The sequence below is a fragment of the Acidovorax sp. GW821-FHT10A04 genome (assembly GCF_059415825.1).
The window spans coordinates 105,786-123,100 of record NZ_JBWKNZ010000010.1 but is presented as its reverse complement, the minus strand read 5'-3'; the positions used below and the strand labels follow the sequence as shown (position 1 = coordinate 123,100).

Sequence of the window (17,315 nt, the reverse complement as noted above, 5' to 3'; positions counted from 1 at the left end):
ATGGGTGAGGGTCTGGCAGGGCCGCACTCGTCGTTGCCGTGCTCGCCGGGTGTGCAACCCGGCTGCGCCCGCCGTCTAGATTGCGGCCCTGCCAGACCCTCACGCACAGCCGATTTCTCGGTTTCAGTGGACTGGGCCACGCAGCCCGGCCTGCACCGGCGGCCGGCGCTGGTGTGGGCCCTGCCCCAGGGCCTGCAGCGCGTGCAGCTGCGCGGCACGGTGACCCTGGCAGGCAAGGCCACGCCTTTCAACCGGACCTGGACGGTGCGCGACATGTCCCGCGTATCGGCCCCGCTCTACGACCAGGGCAAGCCCTGGATCGAACGTGTGCGCGGCCTGTCCAAGCGCCTGGAGGAAGGCACGGTCACGGTCGAACGGGCCAAGCCCCCCACCGGCAAGAAGCCTGCCGCCGCTGCATTGCAGGACCTGGAAAAGCGCCTGGGCGCCCCGCTGCCCGCGATGGTCAAGCTGCTGGCCGACTGGAGCGTCGAGGTGGGCGACTCCTCCTTTGTCCACCCGTCCTCCATGACCACGGTGACCGACATGCTGCTGCGCCAATGGGACTACTCGTCCGGCGGCAAGGACGGGCTCGACAGGATCCTGCCCGCCCCGGTGCGTGCCCGCTACGACCGCAGCCTGGCCGTGTTCGTGCACGTGGGCGACGGCCTGGGCGCCCTGGCCTGGGACCCTGCCGGCGTGACCGCGGGCGAGCCCACCCACACCTGGGGCGACCAGGGCAACCCCGGCGCCCAGCCGGGCACGACCAACGAGGGCGTGTGGTACTGGCTGCACCAGGAGTACCTGCGCAAGCCCTCGCTGCTGCTCGACGAGGACTACCGCCCGCGCAATGCCGAGGCCGCCTTCACCCATGTGCTGCAGCGCCTGGCCTTCAGCGAGGTGGAGGAAGCCGCCAACGACAAGGAGCTGGTGGTCGACAGCGCCCTGCCGCGTGCCAACCTGCTGCAGCTCCATTTCGACCAGGAATCGCGGCAACCCAAGTTCTGGCTGCGCAGCTACGACAGCTACTACACGCTGTTCTGACGCCCGCGCACCGGGCAGGTTCAGTTCAATCCCCCAATCGCCTGCGCCTCGGCCACGTCCTCGGGCGCCAGCTCCAGCACCTCGCGCCAGCGCCGCGCGGCCCGCATTTCCTGCACGTCGCGCCCGTAGCCCAGGTACAGGCGCATGCCGGCCGGCGCGGGGCCGTCCTCGCCGCGCAGCAGGCGCAGGTGCACGGACTGGCGCTCGCCCGGCGGCGCCCCCTGCCCATCGGCGGAGGGCACGGGCCAGCGGTATTCCTCTCCGGGGCCCCAGCGGCCCTGGCCGTCCAGCGCCACCCAGGTGCCCTGCTGCGCCGGGTCGCCCGGCCCCGGCGCGGTGCCGCTGGCCAGCATGGCATACAGCCGGCATGGGCGGCCGCAGGCGGGCCCCGCCCCGGGCGTGCTGCCGAAAACCCGCACCCCGAGTGAAACGGCGCGCGGGTTGCCGTGCAACGAAGCCTGCATCCGGAACGGCGGGCGCACAGGCACGCGTGCATTGGCACCCTGGGGTTGCAGGTCCAACTCGCCCGTGCCGGCCTCGTTGGCCACCGGGGTGGGCACCGGGCTGCTGGCGTAGCCGCCGTTGCCCAGTTGGCCCTGGCGGCCGCGCCCCCAGGCCCATACCGTGCCATCCGCCAGCCGAAAGTGCACGGTGCCGAAATGCTCCACGCCGCGCTGGTCCATGTACTCGGGGTCGTCCATGCCATCCACGCCGAAGGACAGCTCGCGGATCGGCGCGTGCAGCGCAAAGCGCACGCCCTCGTGCTCCTTGAAGATCTTGCCCAGGCACTGGGCCGACCCGTCCTGCAGGATGGCGCACAGACTGTAGTCGTTGGCATGGATGGAGACCGCCTTGCCCGGCAGGGACAGCGCGGTGGGCTCCTTGATGGGACCGCCCCAGAAGCCCTTGGGCCGGGGGCCCGTGGTGCCATAGCGCTGCCGCATGCCCCAGTACCAGACGGTGCCCTGCGCATCGAGCGCGTAGGTGGCGCGCGCGCTGCCGTCACCCATGGCGGCAATCTGCTGCACGGGCCCGGGCAGGCCCTGCACCTTGACCGGTACGCCCGGCTCGCCGCTGAGATCCCAGACCGACCCATTCGCCGCCAGCAGTGCCGCGTGGTCGTGCCCGCCCATGGCCACGTCGCGCATGGCGGGCATGCCGCCCTGGCTGTAGACCAGCGCCGGGCGGCCGGACTCGGTGCGCGGGCGCGCTGCGGCGCCCCAGCCATCCGATGTCCAGACCCGGCCCTCGTCGTCCACCGCCAGCCAGCGGTGGTGCGAGGTGGCCAGCCGCAGCAGCCGGGCCGGCACGGCCTCGTGCACCGGGTCCTGCGGAAACACCCCGCCTTCGAAATGGGCGTACGGGTCCGAGGTCCACGCCCCTAGCCCCCAGCGGAACAGGCGCCCGTCGCGCAGCAGTGCATAGCTGCCGTAGGGCCGGGTGTGCACGCTGGCCGCGGGCCCCGGCAGGGGCACGGTGCGCGGGCTGGGGGACGAGTCGAGCTCCCCGTCCCCGCTGGCCAGGTGCAGGCTGGTGTTCGCGCCCTGGCCGTAGAGCCGGCCATCGCGCGTGGCGTACAGCAGCCCTGCGCGGCGCGGGTTGCCCTGGCTGGCATAGGCGCTGGCGTCGGCCACGCCGCTGGCCACGCGGCGCAGCGTGGTGCGCCCGTCGCGCGGGTGGCCCTCGATCAGATGGCCCCACTGCCAGAGTTCACCCTCGGCCGTGAGACCCAGGTAGGGCATAGCGCCATCCAGCATGCGCGTGATCTGCACGCCCTGCGCCGCCATGTCGGGGTGGCGGTAATCCAGCAGGCGCAGGACGCTGTAGGTGCCGTCAATGCGCCCGGGCGGGCAGTGGCGCACGCGGTCCCCGGGCATGCGGCGCAGGCTGGGGTCCACGGGCGATTCGCCCCACTGCCAATGCGTGCCATCGCGGTCCACGGCCTGCACCAGGGAGGCCGGCCCATACTGGCGCGGCGGCGGCTGGGGGTCATGCAGCGGCTTGTCGCGTGAAGGGGCGTAGCTCTGCATCACCAGGTCTGCGATGGGCGGCAGGCCGGCCACGGCTTCGGGCCCGCGCGGGCCGGCGTCCGCCGCACAGGCCACGCCCTCGCCCCAGGACCAGACCGTGCCCTGGTCGTCGAGCGCCACCGTGGTGCTGGCAGCCTGCTGGACGCGGGTGAGCCGTGCGGGCAACCGGGCGGCGCGCTCGGGCAGCAGCGCCAGGGAGCCCGAGGGCAATGGCCCCCACCACCAGGGCTGGCCTTCGGCATCGATGGCGAACGAGGGCCCGCGCTCGTCGCCGTTGACGATGGCCGTCGCCCCACGAAAAACGGTGCGCGGCGTGCCCCGGTCCGCGCGCGTGCCGTCCCCCAGTTGCCCCTGGCGGTTGGTTCCCCAGCTCCACACGTTGCCCTGTTCGTCCAGCGCCAGCACGCTGTGCAGGCCGGCGCGCACGGCCACCATGCGGGCGGGCATGGCGATCTCGCGCGCGCTGGCGGCATAGGCCGTCTTGCCCTGGCCCAGCTGTGCCAGCCGGTTGTCGCCCCAGGCCAGCAGGCGCCCGTCGTGTGTGAGGGCCAGCGCATGGCGCGCGCCGCTGGCCAGGGTCTGGGCCTGGGCACTGGCAACGCACAAGCCAAGCAGCAGCGCCGTGCCGGTGGCGCCCAGTGCAAAACGGTGGATCGGCAAGCACATGGTCTGGGCTCCCGGCGGGAAAGGTGGAGGCGGTCAATCCTCTCGGAAACGCCTGGCAAGGAGCATCTCCTGTGCCCCCCGCCCTTGTCCAACAAAAATTGGCACGACGACCCGGTCAATAGTCCGACGTCAGGACCATGCCGGTCGCGTCGGGCCCCAGCTCCAGCACCTCGCGAAAGCGCCGGGCGGCCAGCATCTCGTCGACATCACGCCCGTAGCCGATGTACAGGCGCAGGCCCGTGAGATCGGAGCCTTGTTGCAGTTGCTGCGGTCGCAGATCCAGCGGCACGGCCTGGGCATCGCTGCCCAGCTGGACGTTGCTGGCAACTGCCGGCACCGGCCAGCGCAGCGGGCTCCAGGCGCCCTGGGCATCGAGCTGCATCCAGACACCCTGGCCCAGGGGCCCGGCGGAGGCCAGGGCATACACATGGGCGCCTGGCGGCGTGCCGGCGCTGCCGAACACATCGCCCGTGAACGACAGGCTGCGCAGGTTGCCCGCCAGCACCGTCTTCACCCGGAACGGTGGGCGGTTGGCAGCCGTCGCCACATTTGGCGCCGCGGGGTCCAGGTCCAGGTCACCGGTGCCGGCTTCATTGGACACGGGGATGGGCTCTGCCGCACTGGCGTAGGCACCGGACCCCAGTTGCCCCTGGCGGCCCTGGCCCAGGGCCCATACCGTTCCGTCCGCCAGGCGCAGATGGACCGTGCCGCCCCTCCGGGCGGTCACCACGGTGTCGGCGCGGTCCTCGTCCACCCCCATGGATATTTCTCGGATGGGTGCATGCAACTCCAGGCGCCGCCCCCGGTGCTCGTTAAACAGCTTGCCGTAGCACTGCGCAGACCCATCCTGCAGCACGGCGCAGACATTGAAATCGCCGGCGTGGATGGAAACCGCCTTGTGCGGCAGCGGCAGCACGATCGGGGTCCGCACGAGCCACTGTCCCCGGTTGAGGCCCGCACTGTCCTGCCCGGAAATCCCGTACAGGTGCTGCGCACCCCAGAACCATACGGTGCCGGACGCGTCCAGCGCGTACGCTGCACCATAGCTGCCATCGGCCGTCGCCACCTGGGTGATGGAACTGGGCAGCCCCTCCACCTTGCGAGGTACCGACGACGCGACCAGGGACCCATGGACATCGGAGCCCTGGAAGGGAGGGAAGATTTCGCGGCTGCCGCCAATGGTCCATACCGACCCGTCCACACCGAGGATGGCGCCATGTCCGTTGCCCCCCACGGACACGCTGCGCGCTAGCGGCAGGCCCGTGGAGCCCCCAACCACGACCGGACGGCTGTGGGGGACGGGATCGATACCCCAGCCCCCGGAACTCCAGACCTTGCCATCGGCATCCACCGCCAGCCACTGGCCCTGCGCCGCCGCGAGCTGGGTGACCGGCGCCCCCAACGCGATGGGCGTGGGCGTCTGCACAAAGCTGCGCCCCAGCAAGCTGGCCTGCCCGTCGTACTGCACGGCGCCCAGGCCCCAGCGGAAGATCCGGCCGTCCGCCAGCAGCGCGTGGCTGCCCGCCTCGCTCGCGTGCACGCTGAGCGCAGCAGACGGCAGGGCGACCTTGCGCGGGCTGGCGATCGATTCGGACCCTCCGGCCGCATCGGCGGCAACCGCCAGGTGCAGGCTGGTGTTGGAACCCATGGCATGGAGCTTGCCGTCGCGCGTGATGTACATCAGCACCGGCAGCATGCCCCTCAAGGAGGTGTTGTGGCCGCTGGCATCGACCACGCCAGAGGCGACGCGCTCCACCGCCATGAGCGGGCCACCCGAAATCTCGCCCGTGGGGACATACCGCCAGCGCCACAGGTCGCCCTCGGCCGTCCACCCCAGGGAACCACCGCCGCTATGCACCACCTTTTGCAGCTTCACACCGGCCTTCTCCATGTCCGGGTGGATGCGGTCGCGGCCCACGAAGGGATCGTAGGCCAGTGCCCAGCGCTCGGCCGGGCAATGGGTGAGCCCCTGGGACGGCAGCCCGTCCGGAATGCGGTGGGGATCGGTGCCCCACACCCACAGACGGCCACCGGCATCCCTGGCGGTCACGCGCGAGACCGGGCCCAGGGCGGGCCAGCCGGGGCCCAGGTTGGTGATCGGCCCCTGGGCCTCGAAGATGAAATCCACGATGGGCGGCACGCCGCGCATGGCCACCGGCGCCGAGGCCACAGCGCCGCCCGCGCAGGCCGCACCTTCGCCCCAGGACCAGACCACGCCCTGCTCGTCGAGCGCCACGGTGGCGCGCAACTGGTGCTCGATGCGCACCAGCCGCTCGGGCAGTTGCGCGGCGCGCTCGGGCACGGCTGCGTCCACGCCAGACGGCAGCGGCCCCCACCACCAGGGCTGGCCGTCCTTGTCGATCAGGGAAGAGGGAGCGGCGTCGCCGCCGTTGGCGATGTACACCGCGCCCCGAAACACCACCTGGGGCGTGGCCCTGTCGGCCCGCGTTCCATCGCCCAGTTGCCCCCTGGCATTGGTCCCCCAGCTCCACACATGGCCCTCCTCGTCGAGCACCAGGGCGGTGGTCCTGCTGGTGCGCACGGCCGTCGCCTTGGCCGGCAGCGGAATCTCGCGCGCCGTGCTGGCATAGATCGTCTTGCCCTGGCCCAGCTGGGCCAGGCGGTTGTCGCCCCAGGCCAGCACGCTGCCATCGGCCTGCAGCGCCAGTGCATGGCGCGCGCCGGTGGCAATGGTCTGGGCCCATGCGGTGCCCGTCAGGCCCAGGCCCGCCAGCAGCGCGGACAACAGCAGGCAGCGCGAAGCCCGACGCCTTGGTGGTGGAGTCGTCATGGTGATCTTCCCTTCCTCTCGTTTGGTCGGTCGCAAGGCGCGTCAGCGACGAGTGCCACGCGCCACGGCGTCGTCACACACCGTGGCGGCATGTGCGCAAAGAAACCATCCTATGCCGCACTGCCCGGCAGCGCCCCACCCCACCGGGATGGGTCGGGCGGGGCTGCGGCCGTCAGCGATAGGCCGGGGTGCACAGGTTCTCGGGGCACGGGTCGGCAGCCAGGTCCAGCACGGCACGGAAGCGGCGTGCTGCCATCATCTCCTGCGCGTCGCGCCCATAGCCGACGTAGACGCGCAGCCCTTCGAGCCCTGTGCCAGGGAGTTGCCGCAGGATGTTGGCCAGTGCAAGCGATTGGGACTCGCCGGTCAGCTGCGCGTTGCTGGCCACGGCGGGCACCGGCCAGCGCAGCGGCCCCCACAGGCCCTGGGCATCGAGCTGCACCCAGACGCCCGGTGCGCCGCTGGCGGGGGCGGCCATGGCGTAGACGTTGCTCCCGTCAGGCGTGCCCGCGCTGCCGAAGACATCGCCGCGCAAGGACAGTGCACGCAGGTTGCCCGCCAGTTGCATCTTCACGCGGAACGGCGGGCGGGCCGTTGCCGCCGCGTCGGGCGTTCCCGGGTCCAGGTCCAGGTCGGCTGTGCCGGATTCGCTGACCAGCGGCACGGGATCGAAGGCGTGTGCATGGGCACCGGACCCGAGCTGCCCCCACTGACCATTTCCCCAGGCCCACACCGCACCGCCAGCGAGGCGGAAGTGCGCCGTGCCGCCCTGCTCGCCGTTGGCACCGATGGACACCTCACGGATAGGCGCGTGCAGCGTGAAGAGCATGCCCAGGTGCTCATTGAAGATCTTGCCGTAGCACTGGGCCGATCCGTCCCCCAGCACGGCGCAGAAGCTGCCGCCGCCGGCATGCACGGAGACGGCCTTGCCCGGCAGGGGCCGCACGAAGGGAGCCGGTACGTCCAAGCCCGTGACAGTGCCGTTATCCGCTGGACCGCCCAGGCCGTACGAATGCCGGCCGCGGAACCAGACCTGCCCTTGTTCGTCCAGCGCGAAGTGTGCTTCCTGGCCGTACCGCCCCGCCACCATGGCCACCTGCCGCATGGTAGGCAGGCCACCGTATTGAAAAGGCAGGAACACCGGAGGCCGCGTCTCGGCGTGGGGATAGGGCACCGCGCGTGCAGGCGCGTTCCACAGCGTACCGTCCACACCGAGGATGGCGCCCCCCTGCCCGCCCACCACGAGGTCCCGAACTGGGGGCAGGCCGGAGTCCCGCGTGACGAGCTGGCGCTGGAACCAGGCCGGCTCCCGGACCCAGTCGCCGATGGCGGTGGCGTCGATGCTCCAGACATCGCCGTTCGCGGTCAGTGCCATCCAGCGGTTCTCGCCTACCGCCAGCTTCACCACGGGGGCAGGCAGGTCCAGCTGTACCGGCCCTGACGGCACTGCATAGCGGTTGAGACTGCCCGCGGGGATGAACGGCGCCGTGCCATAGCCCCAGTGGAACACCCGCCCGTCCTTCAGCAGCGCATAGCTGCCGCCGGCGTTGGCGTGCACGCTCACGGCCGGCCCAGGCAACGGCACCTTCTGCGGGCTGGACGCCGCATCCACCTCGCCGCCAGTGATGGCCAGGTGCAGGAACAGATTGGAGCCCTTGGCGAAGACCTTGCCGCCCCGGGTCACGTAGACCAGCCCCAGTGTTCCGTCGCCATCGGGCGAGGAATAGTTGCTCGCATCCACCACGTCCAGGGCCTCGCGCTGGATCGTGGTGCCCGGGCCCTGGCCGCGCCAGTGCCAGAGCTCTGCGTCCCTCGTCAGCCCGAGCGTGCTGCGGTTGTACGATGCCGTGGCCCGGTCGATATCCATGCCCAGGACGCGCGTGATGGCCACGCCGGCGCTCACCAACTCGGCAGGAATATAAGGTGGCACCAGCGGCAACGGCAATGTCCAGTCGGCCTGGTCCGGCGTACGCACCGCAGGGCAGTACCGGCGTATTTCGCCAGGTCCATAGCCCATGAAGCCATAGGAGGCCTCGGAGCCCCCTTTCCAGACGTTGCCATCGCGGTCCACGGCGTTCACGATGGTCAGGGGCGTGCCATCCGCGGGCGTGCCAGCGGCGCGCAACGCAGAATAGGAAACCCAGAAGTCCCTGATGGGCGGCAGGCCGCGCATGGCCACCGGACCGGTCTTGCCCGGTGCATCGGCGCAGGCCACGCCTTCGCCCCAGGACCACACCACGCCCTGGTCGTCCAGCGCGGCGACCGTACGGCCCCGAGGCGTCACCTTCACCAGCCGCGCGGGCACCTGGGCGGACCGGGTGGGAGCCAGCAGCTCGCCGCCGCCGGGTACGGGGCCCCACTGCCAGGGTTGGCCATCCCTGTCGAGCACGAAGGTGGGCGACGACGCCCCGCCGTTGATCGCGATCTGCGCCGCATTGCGGAAAACGATCTGCGGCGTCGCCCGGTCGGTGCGGGTGCCGTCACCCAGCTCGCCGCGGCGGTTGGTGCCCCAGCTCCAGATGTTGCCCTGATCGTCCAGCACCAGCGCGTTGGTGGCACTGGCCTGCACGGCCACGGCCTTGCCGGCCAGGGGGATCTCACGCGCCGTTTCGGAGTACAGGGTGCGGCCCTGGCCCAGCTGTCCCTGGCGGTTGTCGCCCCAGGCCAGCACGCTGCCATCGGCCTGCAGCGCCAGGCCATGGCGTGCGCCGGTGGCGATGGTCTGGGACTGTGCGGTGGGAGCCAGGGCCAGCAGCACCAGGAGTGCGAGGAACCGGCTCGCCTGCCCCGTGGGATTTTTTCCCCGCATCATTGCCCCCCCAGCAAAGTCGGACCACACGGCGTGAGCGTGCAATCCTCATGGACCAGCTCGAGCACTTCGCGAAAGCGCTTGGCGGCGAGCATTTCGTCCACATCGCGCCCATAACCGACATACAGGCGCATCCCCTCCAGGCCCGCAGCAGCGAACTGCCGCAGGATGCTGCTCAGCGCGACAGACGTGGCTTCGCTTGACAGCACCGCGCCAGCAACGACGGCAGGCACGGGCCAATGCAGCGGGCTCCAGCGCCCCTGCGCGTCGAGCTGCACCCAGTTGCCGCCGCCCGGCTCGCCGGCGCTAGCCAGGACATACACATTGCTGGCAGCCGGAGCGCCTGCACTGCCGAACACGTCGCCACCGAGCGACAGCGAACGCAGGTTGCCAGTCAACCGCATCTTCACCCGGAACGGGGGACGCGCAGCCGCCCCGGGCGCGGCCGAGGGGTCGAGAACAAGGTCTGCAGTGGCAGAAACATTGACCACCGGCATGGGTTCTGCCGCATTGGCATAGGTACCGTCGCCCAGCTGGCCATGGAGCCCTTGCCCGTGCGCCCATACCGAGCCATCGGCAAGCTGCAGGTGCACGGTGCCCTGGGTGCCGGTGGAGGTGGAGGTGTGCGCGCCGAAGGAGATCTCCCGGATCGGGGCATGCAGGCGAAACCGCATGCCCCGGTGCTGGTCGAAAAGCCAGCCGTAGCACTGTGCCGAGCCATCCGCGAGGATGGCGCAGAAACTCGACTGCCCGGCGCGTATCGCAACCACCTTCAAGGGCAGTGGAACCCGTATCGGCGCCTGCACCTCGCGGTCACTGGCAGACAACTGACCGCTGTCGTGCCCCGTCAACCCGAACTGGGAACGGCTGCCCCAGAACCAGACCCCGCCCTCGGCGTCCAGCGCATACAGTGCAGCAAACACGGGAGTGGCCGATGCCACCTGCACGATGGACGGGGGCAGGCCCTGCACCTGGTGCGGCGTGGCAAGCACATCCAAGACGCCGTACCAGTCGGGAACCACCCCGGGCACGATAGGCGCAAGAGGCCCCACAGGCGCAAGCCCTGCACGCGTGCCCATGGTCCATACCGACCCATCCACGCCGAGGACCATCCCGATGGTCTTGCCGGACACCGCAATGTCCCGGGCCAGGGGCAGACCGGTATCGCTGATCAGCATGGCGGGCAGGTAGGACTTCAGCGGCTCGCGCTCGGTGAGCCGGCTGCCCCAGCCGTCGGAACTCCAGACCCGGCCATTGACGTCCAGGGCCAGCCACTGGTCTTGCGCCACCGCCAGCTTGGCGATGGGCGCGCCCAGGGGAATGTGCGTGGGCACCTGGGGGTACAGCCGTTGATCGAAGTTGGCTTTCGGGTCGTACCGTGTGGCGCCCAGGCCCCAGCCATAGACCCGGCCATCGCCGAGCAAAGCGTAGCTGCCGAAAGGCTGGGCATGCACACTGCGCGCGGGTCCGGGAAGCACCACCTTGCCCGGGGTGGTGACGGAGTCGATCTCGTCAGGGGCCGTGGCCAGGTGCAGGCTGAGGTTGGAGCCCAGTGCATGGAGCCGGCCATCGCGCGTGATGTACAGGATGCCCGAGACCAGGGGCTCGCCCTCGCTATAGTGATAGCTGGCGTCCGCCACGCCGGTGGCCACGCGGCGCAAGGTGACGCGGTAGTCCGCGGGTTCGCCTCCCACCGGTTGGTGCCATTGCCAAAGGTCCCCATCGGCCGTCCAGCCCAGGTAGCCGGCGCCACCGATCGCAGCGTACCGGGCGATCTTCACCCCTTGCGCTGCCATGTCGGGGTGTATCCGGCGGGCATAGGACCAGGGATCCTCTTGTGTGGTGACCGGTGGGCAGTAGGTCTGCCGTGGCGGGGGGATCGGCCCCCAACTGGTGACCTTGGGGTCCGTGCCCCACTTCCAGAAAGCACCCGTGGCGTCGCGCGCGATGATCCTGGAAGCTGGGACCTCGCCCACACGCTCTTCCGGGCTCCCGCGCACGGGGGCCGAGGCGGCCAGAAACAGTTCCTCGATGCGTGGTAGGCCCTTCATGGCCACGGGTTCGGAGTAGGCGGCCGTGGCCGCGCAGGCAGCCCCTTCACCCCAGGACCAGACCACGCCCTGATCGTCGAGCGCCGCCGTGGTGCGGGCCTGATGCTCGATCTGCACCAGGCGTGCAGGCATTCGCGCGGCGCGCTCGGGCACCGCCAGGTTGTCTCCGGACGGCAAAGGCCCCCACCACCAGGGCTGCCCCTCCTTGTCGATCAGAAACGATGGCCTCTTGTCCCCCCCGTTGGCTATGCCGGTCGCGCCCCGGAAGATGACCTGTGGCTTGGGCCTGTCCGTGCGCGAACCATCGCCCAGTTGCCCCTTGCGGTTGGTTCCCCAACTCCATACGTTGCCCTGCTCGTCCAGCACCAGCACACCCGTGCTGCTGGTCCGCACCGCGCTCGCCCTGGCTGGCAGCGGGATCTCGCGCTCGGTGGCGGCATACACGGTCTTGCCGCCGCCCAGTTGCGCCAGCCGGTTGTCGCCCCAGGCCAGCACGCTGCCATCGGCCTGCAGCGCCAGGCCGTGGCGCGCGCCGGTGGCGATGCTCTGCGCGTGCACCGCGCTGGTGGATGAGGCCCAGCCCGCCAGCAGTGCAGGCAGCAGACAGGCCAAAGCCCGACGCCAGGGTGGTGTCGCCATGGTGATCCTTCCTCTCTCTTGTGTTATCGGGCCATTGTGGTGCGGCGGCCCCGGGACACAGGTGATACCCGTCACGTTCAAAAGCCCATAAAACACACCGTTACAACGCGGCCGGAAACAGGTCGATGCCTTGCCGCAGCAGTGCCTCCCGCATGCCACCGCCCATAATCACAGGCCATGACGACCACAACGACAACGACCACCTCCCCCTCCCCTGTCCCCCACAGCGCATCACACGACGCCGGCAGCATCACCCGCGTGCCCGGCATCGAGGTCGGCCACTTCACCGACCCGCGCCGGCCCACGGGCTGCACCATGGTCATGGCGCGCGACGGGGCGGTGGGTGGCGTGGACGTGCGCGGCGCCGCGCCCGGCACGCGCGAGACGGACCTGCTGGACCCCTCGAACCTGGTGGAAAAGGTGCACGGCATCATGCTGGCGGGCGGCAGCTCGTGGGGACTGGACGCGGCCAGCGGCGCGGTGCGCTGGCTGGAGGAGCGCGGCTTCGGCTTCGACGTGGTGGTGGGCCGCCTGCCGCTGGTGCCCAGCGCCGTGCTGTTCGACCTGCTGGTGGGCGACATGCGCATCCGCCCCGATGCAGCGGCCGGCTACGCCGCGTGCGAGGCCGCCTCGCGCGCCGACCCGGCCGAGGGCAATGTGGGCGCGGGCACGGGCGCTGCCGTGGGCAAGATCTTCGGCATCCAGAACGCGATGAAGGGCGGCATCGGCACGGCATCGGTCACCGTGGATGGCGTCACCGTGGGCGCGCTGATCGCCTGCAACGCCCTGGGCGATGTGATCGACCCCGACACCGCCCAGGTGATCGCCGGCGCCCGCACCGACGATGGCCGCCAGCTGCGCGACACGCGCCGCGCCCTGCTGCGCGGGGAGCCGCCCAGGCCGCTGCTGGCCGGCACCAACACCACCATCGGCGTCATCGCGACCGATGCCATCATCACCAAGGCCCAGGCCCACCGCCTGGCCGTGGCCGCGCACGACGGCCTGGCGCGCAGCATCAACCCGGTGCACACCATGTCCGATGGCGACACGCTGTTCACCCTGGGCACAGGCGTGGCGGGCAAGAACCCGGGGATGATGGTGCTCTCGACCATGGCGGCCGAGGCGACAGCGATCGCCACGGCGCGGGCCGTGCGCGCAGCGCGCTCGGTCACGACGGCGGAGGGGCTGTACCTGCCGTGTGCGGCCGACCTGGACTGAACTGACCAGCGACTCCCAGCGCGGCGAAGTACGTCAGGGGGCAGATGCCCGGAATGCCTTGCGGTAGCGCCGCAGGTTCCGGGCCTTGGGCCCCGTGGGAAACTGCGTCAGGTCCAAGGAGCAGCCCACCTTGGCCAGGGCTGCAATCAGCTCGGCGGGAAAGGTGTCGGACTGGACAATGACGCTGCGCATGGCGATACCGAAGTCCACACGAGCCGACTCCACGCCTTCGACCTTGCGCATGGCCTGCAACGCCTGGCAATGGTCGTTGAGAAACTGGATTGCGTCCGCCTGCTGCTCCTCCAGCTCTTCGAATTCCGCATCGCTGACCCGCAAGACCACTCCCGAGGTCACAGCCAATCTGCTGCTCGGCCGGGCGGTCAACGGCTCACCCCTGCGCCGAACACTGATCGGATCCACGGGACTCAGCGCCAGCAATTGCGCCACGTCCGCGTCAGGTCCGTTGAAAGAAAGAATGCAGCCCATGTGTCTCCAGTTCGCTCACACCACTTCAATGCGGTTGCGCCCGTTCTTCTTGGCCGCATACAGCCGCTGGTCCACGGCATCGATGAAATCCGCAGGCTTGGCGTAGCCACCCGGCGTGGAGGTACCCACGCCGATGCTCAGCGTCACGCGCTGGTCGTGCGGTGACTGGGCATGGGCGATGGCCTGCTTCTGGATCAGGCGCTGGCAGCGCTCGGCCACCTTGAGGGCGGTGGCGGCATCGGCGCCCGGCAGCAGGACGATGAATTCCTCGCCGCCAAAGCGGGCCACCAAGTCGCGCGGGTTCTCCAGCGCCAGGCTCAGCGCCTGCGCGATGTTGATCAGGCACTCATCGCCCTGGATGTGGCCGTACAGGTCGTTGTACTGCTTGAAGAAATCGATGTCGAGCATCAGCACGGACAGCGGCGTACCGGCCTTGCGCGCGCTCTCCCACTCCAGTTCGATGGCCGAATTGAAGCGGCGCCGGTTGGCGATGTTGGTCAGGCCGTCCTTGAACGACAGGGCTTCGAGTTCTTTTTGCAGGGCGAGCAGCTTTTCCTCGGTCTTCTTGCGTTCGGTGATGTCGAACATGAAGCCGATCAGTGCCTCCACCTGGCCATCGGGCTTGCGCACCACGTGGACCACGTCGCGTATCCACACATAGCCGTTGTCCTTGGTGAGGGCGCGGTAGTCGGCCTCGTGGTCCACGCCGGCCTGGGATTGGGCCACGCAGAAGTTGACCACGTAGTCGCGGTCCTCGGGGTGCATGCGCGTGGCCTAGGGCCTGTTCACACTAATTTCGGGGTCGCGAAGGCCCTTGCCGGCGTGCCAATCTAGGCGCGCGACGCAGCGTGTGCCCTTGCACACGCAAGGAGCGCAACGACGAGTGGCGCGCAGGCAAGGGTCTTCCCTTCGGGTTGTCCGGCCTGGGGGCCGTCTGCGGCGTTGCCCGCGCTTGCAAGGTGCACACCTTGCTGCGCGCGGGCGCCTTGCATCCAGCCCCCAGGCCGGCCAACGCGATCCCCGAAATTAGTGTGAACAGGCCCTAGTCGTCCACCGTGAGCCAGCTGTCCTGGCGCCAGCCCAGGAGCGGCTCGATCTGCGGGCCGATGTAGGCGAACTTCATCGTCGCCCAATCGATCTTCCAGGGGATGGCGCGGGTCGATTCGAGCAGGGTCTTGTAGACCACGCTGTCGCTGTCGTCGCCACCGAGTCCCTTCACGTCGGACATGTCCATGGTCATTGCTGCCTGTCGATTCCTGGCACGGGCTCAGCTTACTGCGACCGGGCGGCTGTGCACGGTCGCGATCCCATTCCAGTACCAGTAGAAAAAGCCGCCCTCGGTCTGCAGCAGCGTGTGCGTGGTGATGCTGTTCTGGCGGATGTCGCCCCAGCAGGCACGCGCCGAGTTGCGGTTGTTGTGCAGGTCGACCACGGCAGCCTGGTCGCTGCTGGCCTGCTTGGGCGGCACGTAGAGCGCACTGCCGCGCGGCACCCACAGGTCGGCCAGGCGTATCTTGCCCAGCGCCGGCCAGTAGCGGCCCACCGAGATCACCAGCGGCTGGGTGGGGTCAGTGGAGGCGAACACATGCGGAAAATCATGGTGCTCCAGGTCGGTGCAGACCACGCTGAGCAAGGCGTCGCCCGTGCCCTGGTAGGGCGACCAGTGGCCGGCGAACACACCGTATTCGTACTCCACCTGCTGCAGTTCGGTGACCGGGCTTTCGATCCGCACGGCCTGCCCGGGCTCCACCAGGGTGATGCCAAAGGCCGCTGCGATGCTGCGGGTGGCCCACAGGGGTGCAAACACCACCTCCTCGGCCGCAAAGCCCAGCTGCGTCTCCACCCCATATGGCGGATTGGATGCCACGCCCAGCACGTCGGCCACCAGGTACTCGTTGCCCACGGCCAGGGCCGGGTCGGTGGCGGCCGGCACGAGCGGCGTGACATCCGCAGGCGCCTCGCTCAGGTAGACCGGCATGCCGCCATCGTTGAAGAAGAATGGGGTCTTGGCGGTATCGACCTGGGTTTCGTAGATGTCCTTGATGAACAGCGGGGCGTCGAGGTGGGGTCCGGGCATCGGTGGGGCGGTCTTTTCTGGCGGCTTGTGGTGGTGTGGCTGCGGGCAGCCCAAGCCATGCCCCAGTCCGGGCATGGCATGCCCTGGCACTATAGCGGCCCCGCATGACAGGACCACGCCCCGTGGCGCAGAAACGCCAGGCGGCACCCTCAATGGGGCTCGCGCCAGTACCAGAACAGGGCCACCTCCCGCGTGCCGGGCGCCAGCGCCTGGTACAGGCCGCCATCGAAACCCTCCAGCCTGAACCCACAGGCAGCGTACAAGCGGCAGGCCGCCACGTTGTTGTTCTGCGTTTCCAGCGTAACGCCCGCCAACTGCTGGGCACGCGACCAGGCGATCGCATGCTCCACCAGGGCCCGGGCCACGCCCTTGCGGCGAAAGGCCTGGCCGACCACCAGGTCATGGACACAGGCGTACCCGTTCCAGTGGCGTGCCAGGACGATCTCGCCAGCCGGCTGCCCGCCCAGGTAGGCGACCACGGAGTGGCAGGCAGCCTCGCCGTCTCCCGGCCCTGCGGCACCGCCCTCCTCGTCCGCATAGGTTTTCACATACGGCGCGACGCTGGTGATGCCATAGCCCAACCGGCCATCCACAAGGTGCGGCACCAGCTCGCCCTCTACCACAAAGCTGCGGTCTTCCGCGGTCCATGCAGGCGCCTGGCCTGGCGGGCATTCGGCCAAGCGCAACCCATCGGTGCGGGTCCCAGAGGCGCGCTCTTCGTCCACCACCATGGCTCTCCTTCAACAGTTCAAACGCAACACACTTGCATTAACAAGATAGACACGACAGAATATCCGAAGCGAGACCGCCCACTCTCCCCACGCCTTTCGGGCCAAGGTATCCGATCCACAAAACAACCCAGGCACCGCCATGCTCTTCGACCCGCTCACTTACGCCACCTTTGTTGCCGCCAGCGCGGCGCTGATCCTGGTGCCCGGCCCGGCCCAGGCCCTGGTGCTGGCCAACACCCTGACCGGCGGGCGCCGCGCGGGCGCGCTGACGGCGGTGGGCCTGAACGTGGGCACACTGATCCATGCAGCCGCCGCGGCGCTGGGGCTGTCGGCGCTGCTGGCCACCTCGGCGCTGGCCTTTGCGGTGGTGAAGTATGTCGGCGCGGCCTACCTGATCTACCTGGGCATCCAGGCGCTGCGCTCGCGATCTGGCAAGGAGCCATCCACAGCGAAAGCAACCTCCAGCCCCGCCAACAAGGCGCCGCTCACGCAGGCCATCCTGGCCGGCACGCTCAACCCCAAGGTGGCGCTGTTCTTCCTGGCCTTCCTGCCCCAGTTTGTGGACCCGGCGCGTGGTTCGGTGGTGGTGCAGATGCTCATCCTGGGCGCCACCATGGCGGTGATGGACACGCTGTACGAGCTGGCCCTGGTCTCCGTGCTCTACCGCATGCGCGACCGGCTGGTGGGCAACCGGGGCTTCATGGCCTGGCAGTCGCGCATCTCGGGCGTGATCCTGATCGGGCTGGGCTCGCGGCTGGCCGCGCAGGAGCGGTAGC

At 69.8% G+C, this 17,315-nt stretch carries 11 protein-coding genes and 1 pseudogene; 3 read left to right on the top strand and 9 right to left on the bottom strand.

Annotation, left to right across the window (positions count from 1 at the left end; genetic code table 11):
- The first annotated feature begins 126 nt into the window (after positions 1–126).
- A complete protein-coding gene (locus tag AC07PF_RS20890; protein WP_494613118.1) occupies positions 127–1,041 on the top strand; it encodes a hypothetical protein in 915 nt (304 codons plus the stop codon).
- 20 nt (positions 1,042–1,061) lie between these two features.
- Here the strand turns inward: AC07PF_RS20890 and AC07PF_RS20885 are convergent, their stop codons facing one another.
- The 4 genes from AC07PF_RS20885 to AC07PF_RS20870 form a co-directional block, all read right to left on the bottom strand.
- Positions 1,062–3,737: an RCC1 domain-containing protein gene (locus tag AC07PF_RS20885; RefSeq protein ID WP_494613117.1), complete on the bottom strand. Its 2,676-nt coding sequence runs from the start codon at positions 3,735–3,737 to the stop codon at positions 1,062–1,064.
- Positions 3,738–3,852: 115 nt separating this feature from the next.
- Complete coding sequence (locus AC07PF_RS20880) at positions 3,853–6,528, bottom strand: RCC1 domain-containing protein (RefSeq protein ID WP_494613116.1); 2,676 nt, start codon at positions 6,526–6,528, stop codon at positions 3,853–3,855.
- A 172-nt stretch (positions 6,529–6,700) separates the two neighbouring features.
- The gene (locus AC07PF_RS20875) at positions 6,701–9,340 is read right to left on the bottom strand and encodes an RCC1 domain-containing protein (RefSeq protein WP_494613115.1); all 2,640 of its coding nucleotides are present in this window, start codon (positions 9,338–9,340) and stop codon (positions 6,701–6,703) included.
- Positions 9,337–12,027 carry an RCC1 domain-containing protein gene (locus AC07PF_RS20870; protein WP_494613114.1) on the bottom strand — a complete coding sequence of 897 codons (2,691 nt, stop codon included), beginning with the start codon at positions 12,025–12,027 and terminating at the stop codon, positions 9,337–9,339. Before AC07PF_RS20870 ends, AC07PF_RS20875 begins: the two co-directional genes overlap by 4 nt.
- A 177-nt stretch (positions 12,028–12,204) precedes the next feature.
- Between AC07PF_RS20870 and AC07PF_RS20865 the strand changes: the two genes are divergently transcribed.
- Entirely contained in the window at positions 12,205–13,245 is a 1,041-nt protein-coding gene (locus AC07PF_RS20865; protein ID WP_494613113.1) for a P1 family peptidase, read from the top strand.
- Positions 13,246–13,278: 33 nt separating this feature from the next.
- Here the strand turns inward: AC07PF_RS20865 and AC07PF_RS20860 are convergent, their stop codons facing one another.
- The 5 genes and pseudogenes from AC07PF_RS20860 to AC07PF_RS20840 all read right to left on the bottom strand — a co-directional run bounded on the left by AC07PF_RS20860 (position 13,279) and on the right by AC07PF_RS20840 (position 16,539).
- Complete coding sequence (locus tag AC07PF_RS20860; protein ID WP_494613112.1) at positions 13,279–13,731, bottom strand: hypothetical protein; 453 nt, start codon at positions 13,729–13,731, stop codon at positions 13,279–13,281.
- 15 nt (positions 13,732–13,746) lie between these two features.
- Positions 13,747–14,505, bottom strand: a pseudogene (locus tag AC07PF_RS20855) (diguanylate cyclase); the annotation flags it as partial.
- Between the two features lie 268 nt (positions 14,506–14,773).
- Complete coding sequence (locus tag AC07PF_RS20850; protein WP_494613111.1) at positions 14,774–14,965, bottom strand: hypothetical protein; 192 nt, start codon at positions 14,963–14,965, stop codon at positions 14,774–14,776.
- 33 nt (positions 14,966–14,998) lie between these two features.
- Positions 14,999–15,808 carry a hypothetical protein gene (locus tag AC07PF_RS20845; protein ID WP_494613110.1) on the bottom strand — a complete coding sequence of 270 codons (810 nt, stop codon included), beginning with the start codon at positions 15,806–15,808 and terminating at the stop codon, positions 14,999–15,001.
- A 149-nt stretch (positions 15,809–15,957) separates the two neighbouring features.
- Positions 15,958–16,539 (bottom strand): GNAT family N-acetyltransferase, encoded by a 582-nt coding sequence (locus AC07PF_RS20840; protein ID WP_494613109.1) that lies wholly within the window; start codon positions 16,537–16,539, stop codon positions 15,958–15,960.
- A gap of 139 nt (positions 16,540–16,678) precedes the next feature.
- Between AC07PF_RS20840 and AC07PF_RS20835 the strand changes: the two genes are divergently transcribed.
- A complete protein-coding gene (locus AC07PF_RS20835; RefSeq protein ID WP_494613108.1) occupies positions 16,679–17,314 on the top strand; it encodes a LysE family translocator in 636 nt (211 codons plus the stop codon).
- Position 17,315 lies beyond the last annotated feature (1 nt).

What these genes read in the sequence shown, in the direction of transcription:
- AC07PF_RS20885 (WP_494613117.1), bottom strand. Translation starts at nt 3,737, where the DNA reads ATGTGCTTGCCGATCCACCGTTTTGCACTGGGCGCCACCGGCACGGCG.
- AC07PF_RS20865 (WP_494613113.1), top strand. Translation starts at nt 12,205, where the DNA reads ATGACGACCACAACGACAACGACCACCTCCCCCTCCCCTGTCCCCCAC.
- AC07PF_RS20875 (WP_494613115.1), bottom strand. Translation starts at nt 9,340, where the DNA reads ATGATGCGGGGAAAAAATCCCACGGGGCAGGCGAGCCGGTTCCTCGCA.
- AC07PF_RS20860 (WP_494613112.1), bottom strand. Translation starts at nt 13,731, where the DNA reads ATGGGCTGCATTCTTTCTTTCAACGGACCTGACGCGGACGTGGCGCAA.
- AC07PF_RS20850 (WP_494613111.1), bottom strand. Translation starts at nt 14,965, where the DNA reads ATGGACATGTCCGACGTGAAGGGACTCGGTGGCGACGACAGCGACAGC.
- AC07PF_RS20870 (WP_494613114.1), bottom strand. Translation starts at nt 12,027, where the DNA reads ATGGCGACACCACCCTGGCGTCGGGCTTTGGCCTGTCTGCTGCCTGCA.
- AC07PF_RS20880 (WP_494613116.1), bottom strand. Translation starts at nt 6,528, where the DNA reads ATGACGACTCCACCACCAAGGCGTCGGGCTTCGCGCTGCCTGCTGTTG.
- AC07PF_RS20845 (WP_494613110.1), bottom strand. Translation starts at nt 15,808, where the DNA reads ATGCCCGGACCCCACCTCGACGCCCCGCTGTTCATCAAGGACATCTAC.
- AC07PF_RS20840 (WP_494613109.1), bottom strand. Translation starts at nt 16,539, where the DNA reads ATGGTGGTGGACGAAGAGCGCGCCTCTGGGACCCGCACCGATGGGTTG.
- AC07PF_RS20835 (WP_494613108.1), top strand. Translation starts at nt 16,679, where the DNA reads ATGCTCTTCGACCCGCTCACTTACGCCACCTTTGTTGCCGCCAGCGCG.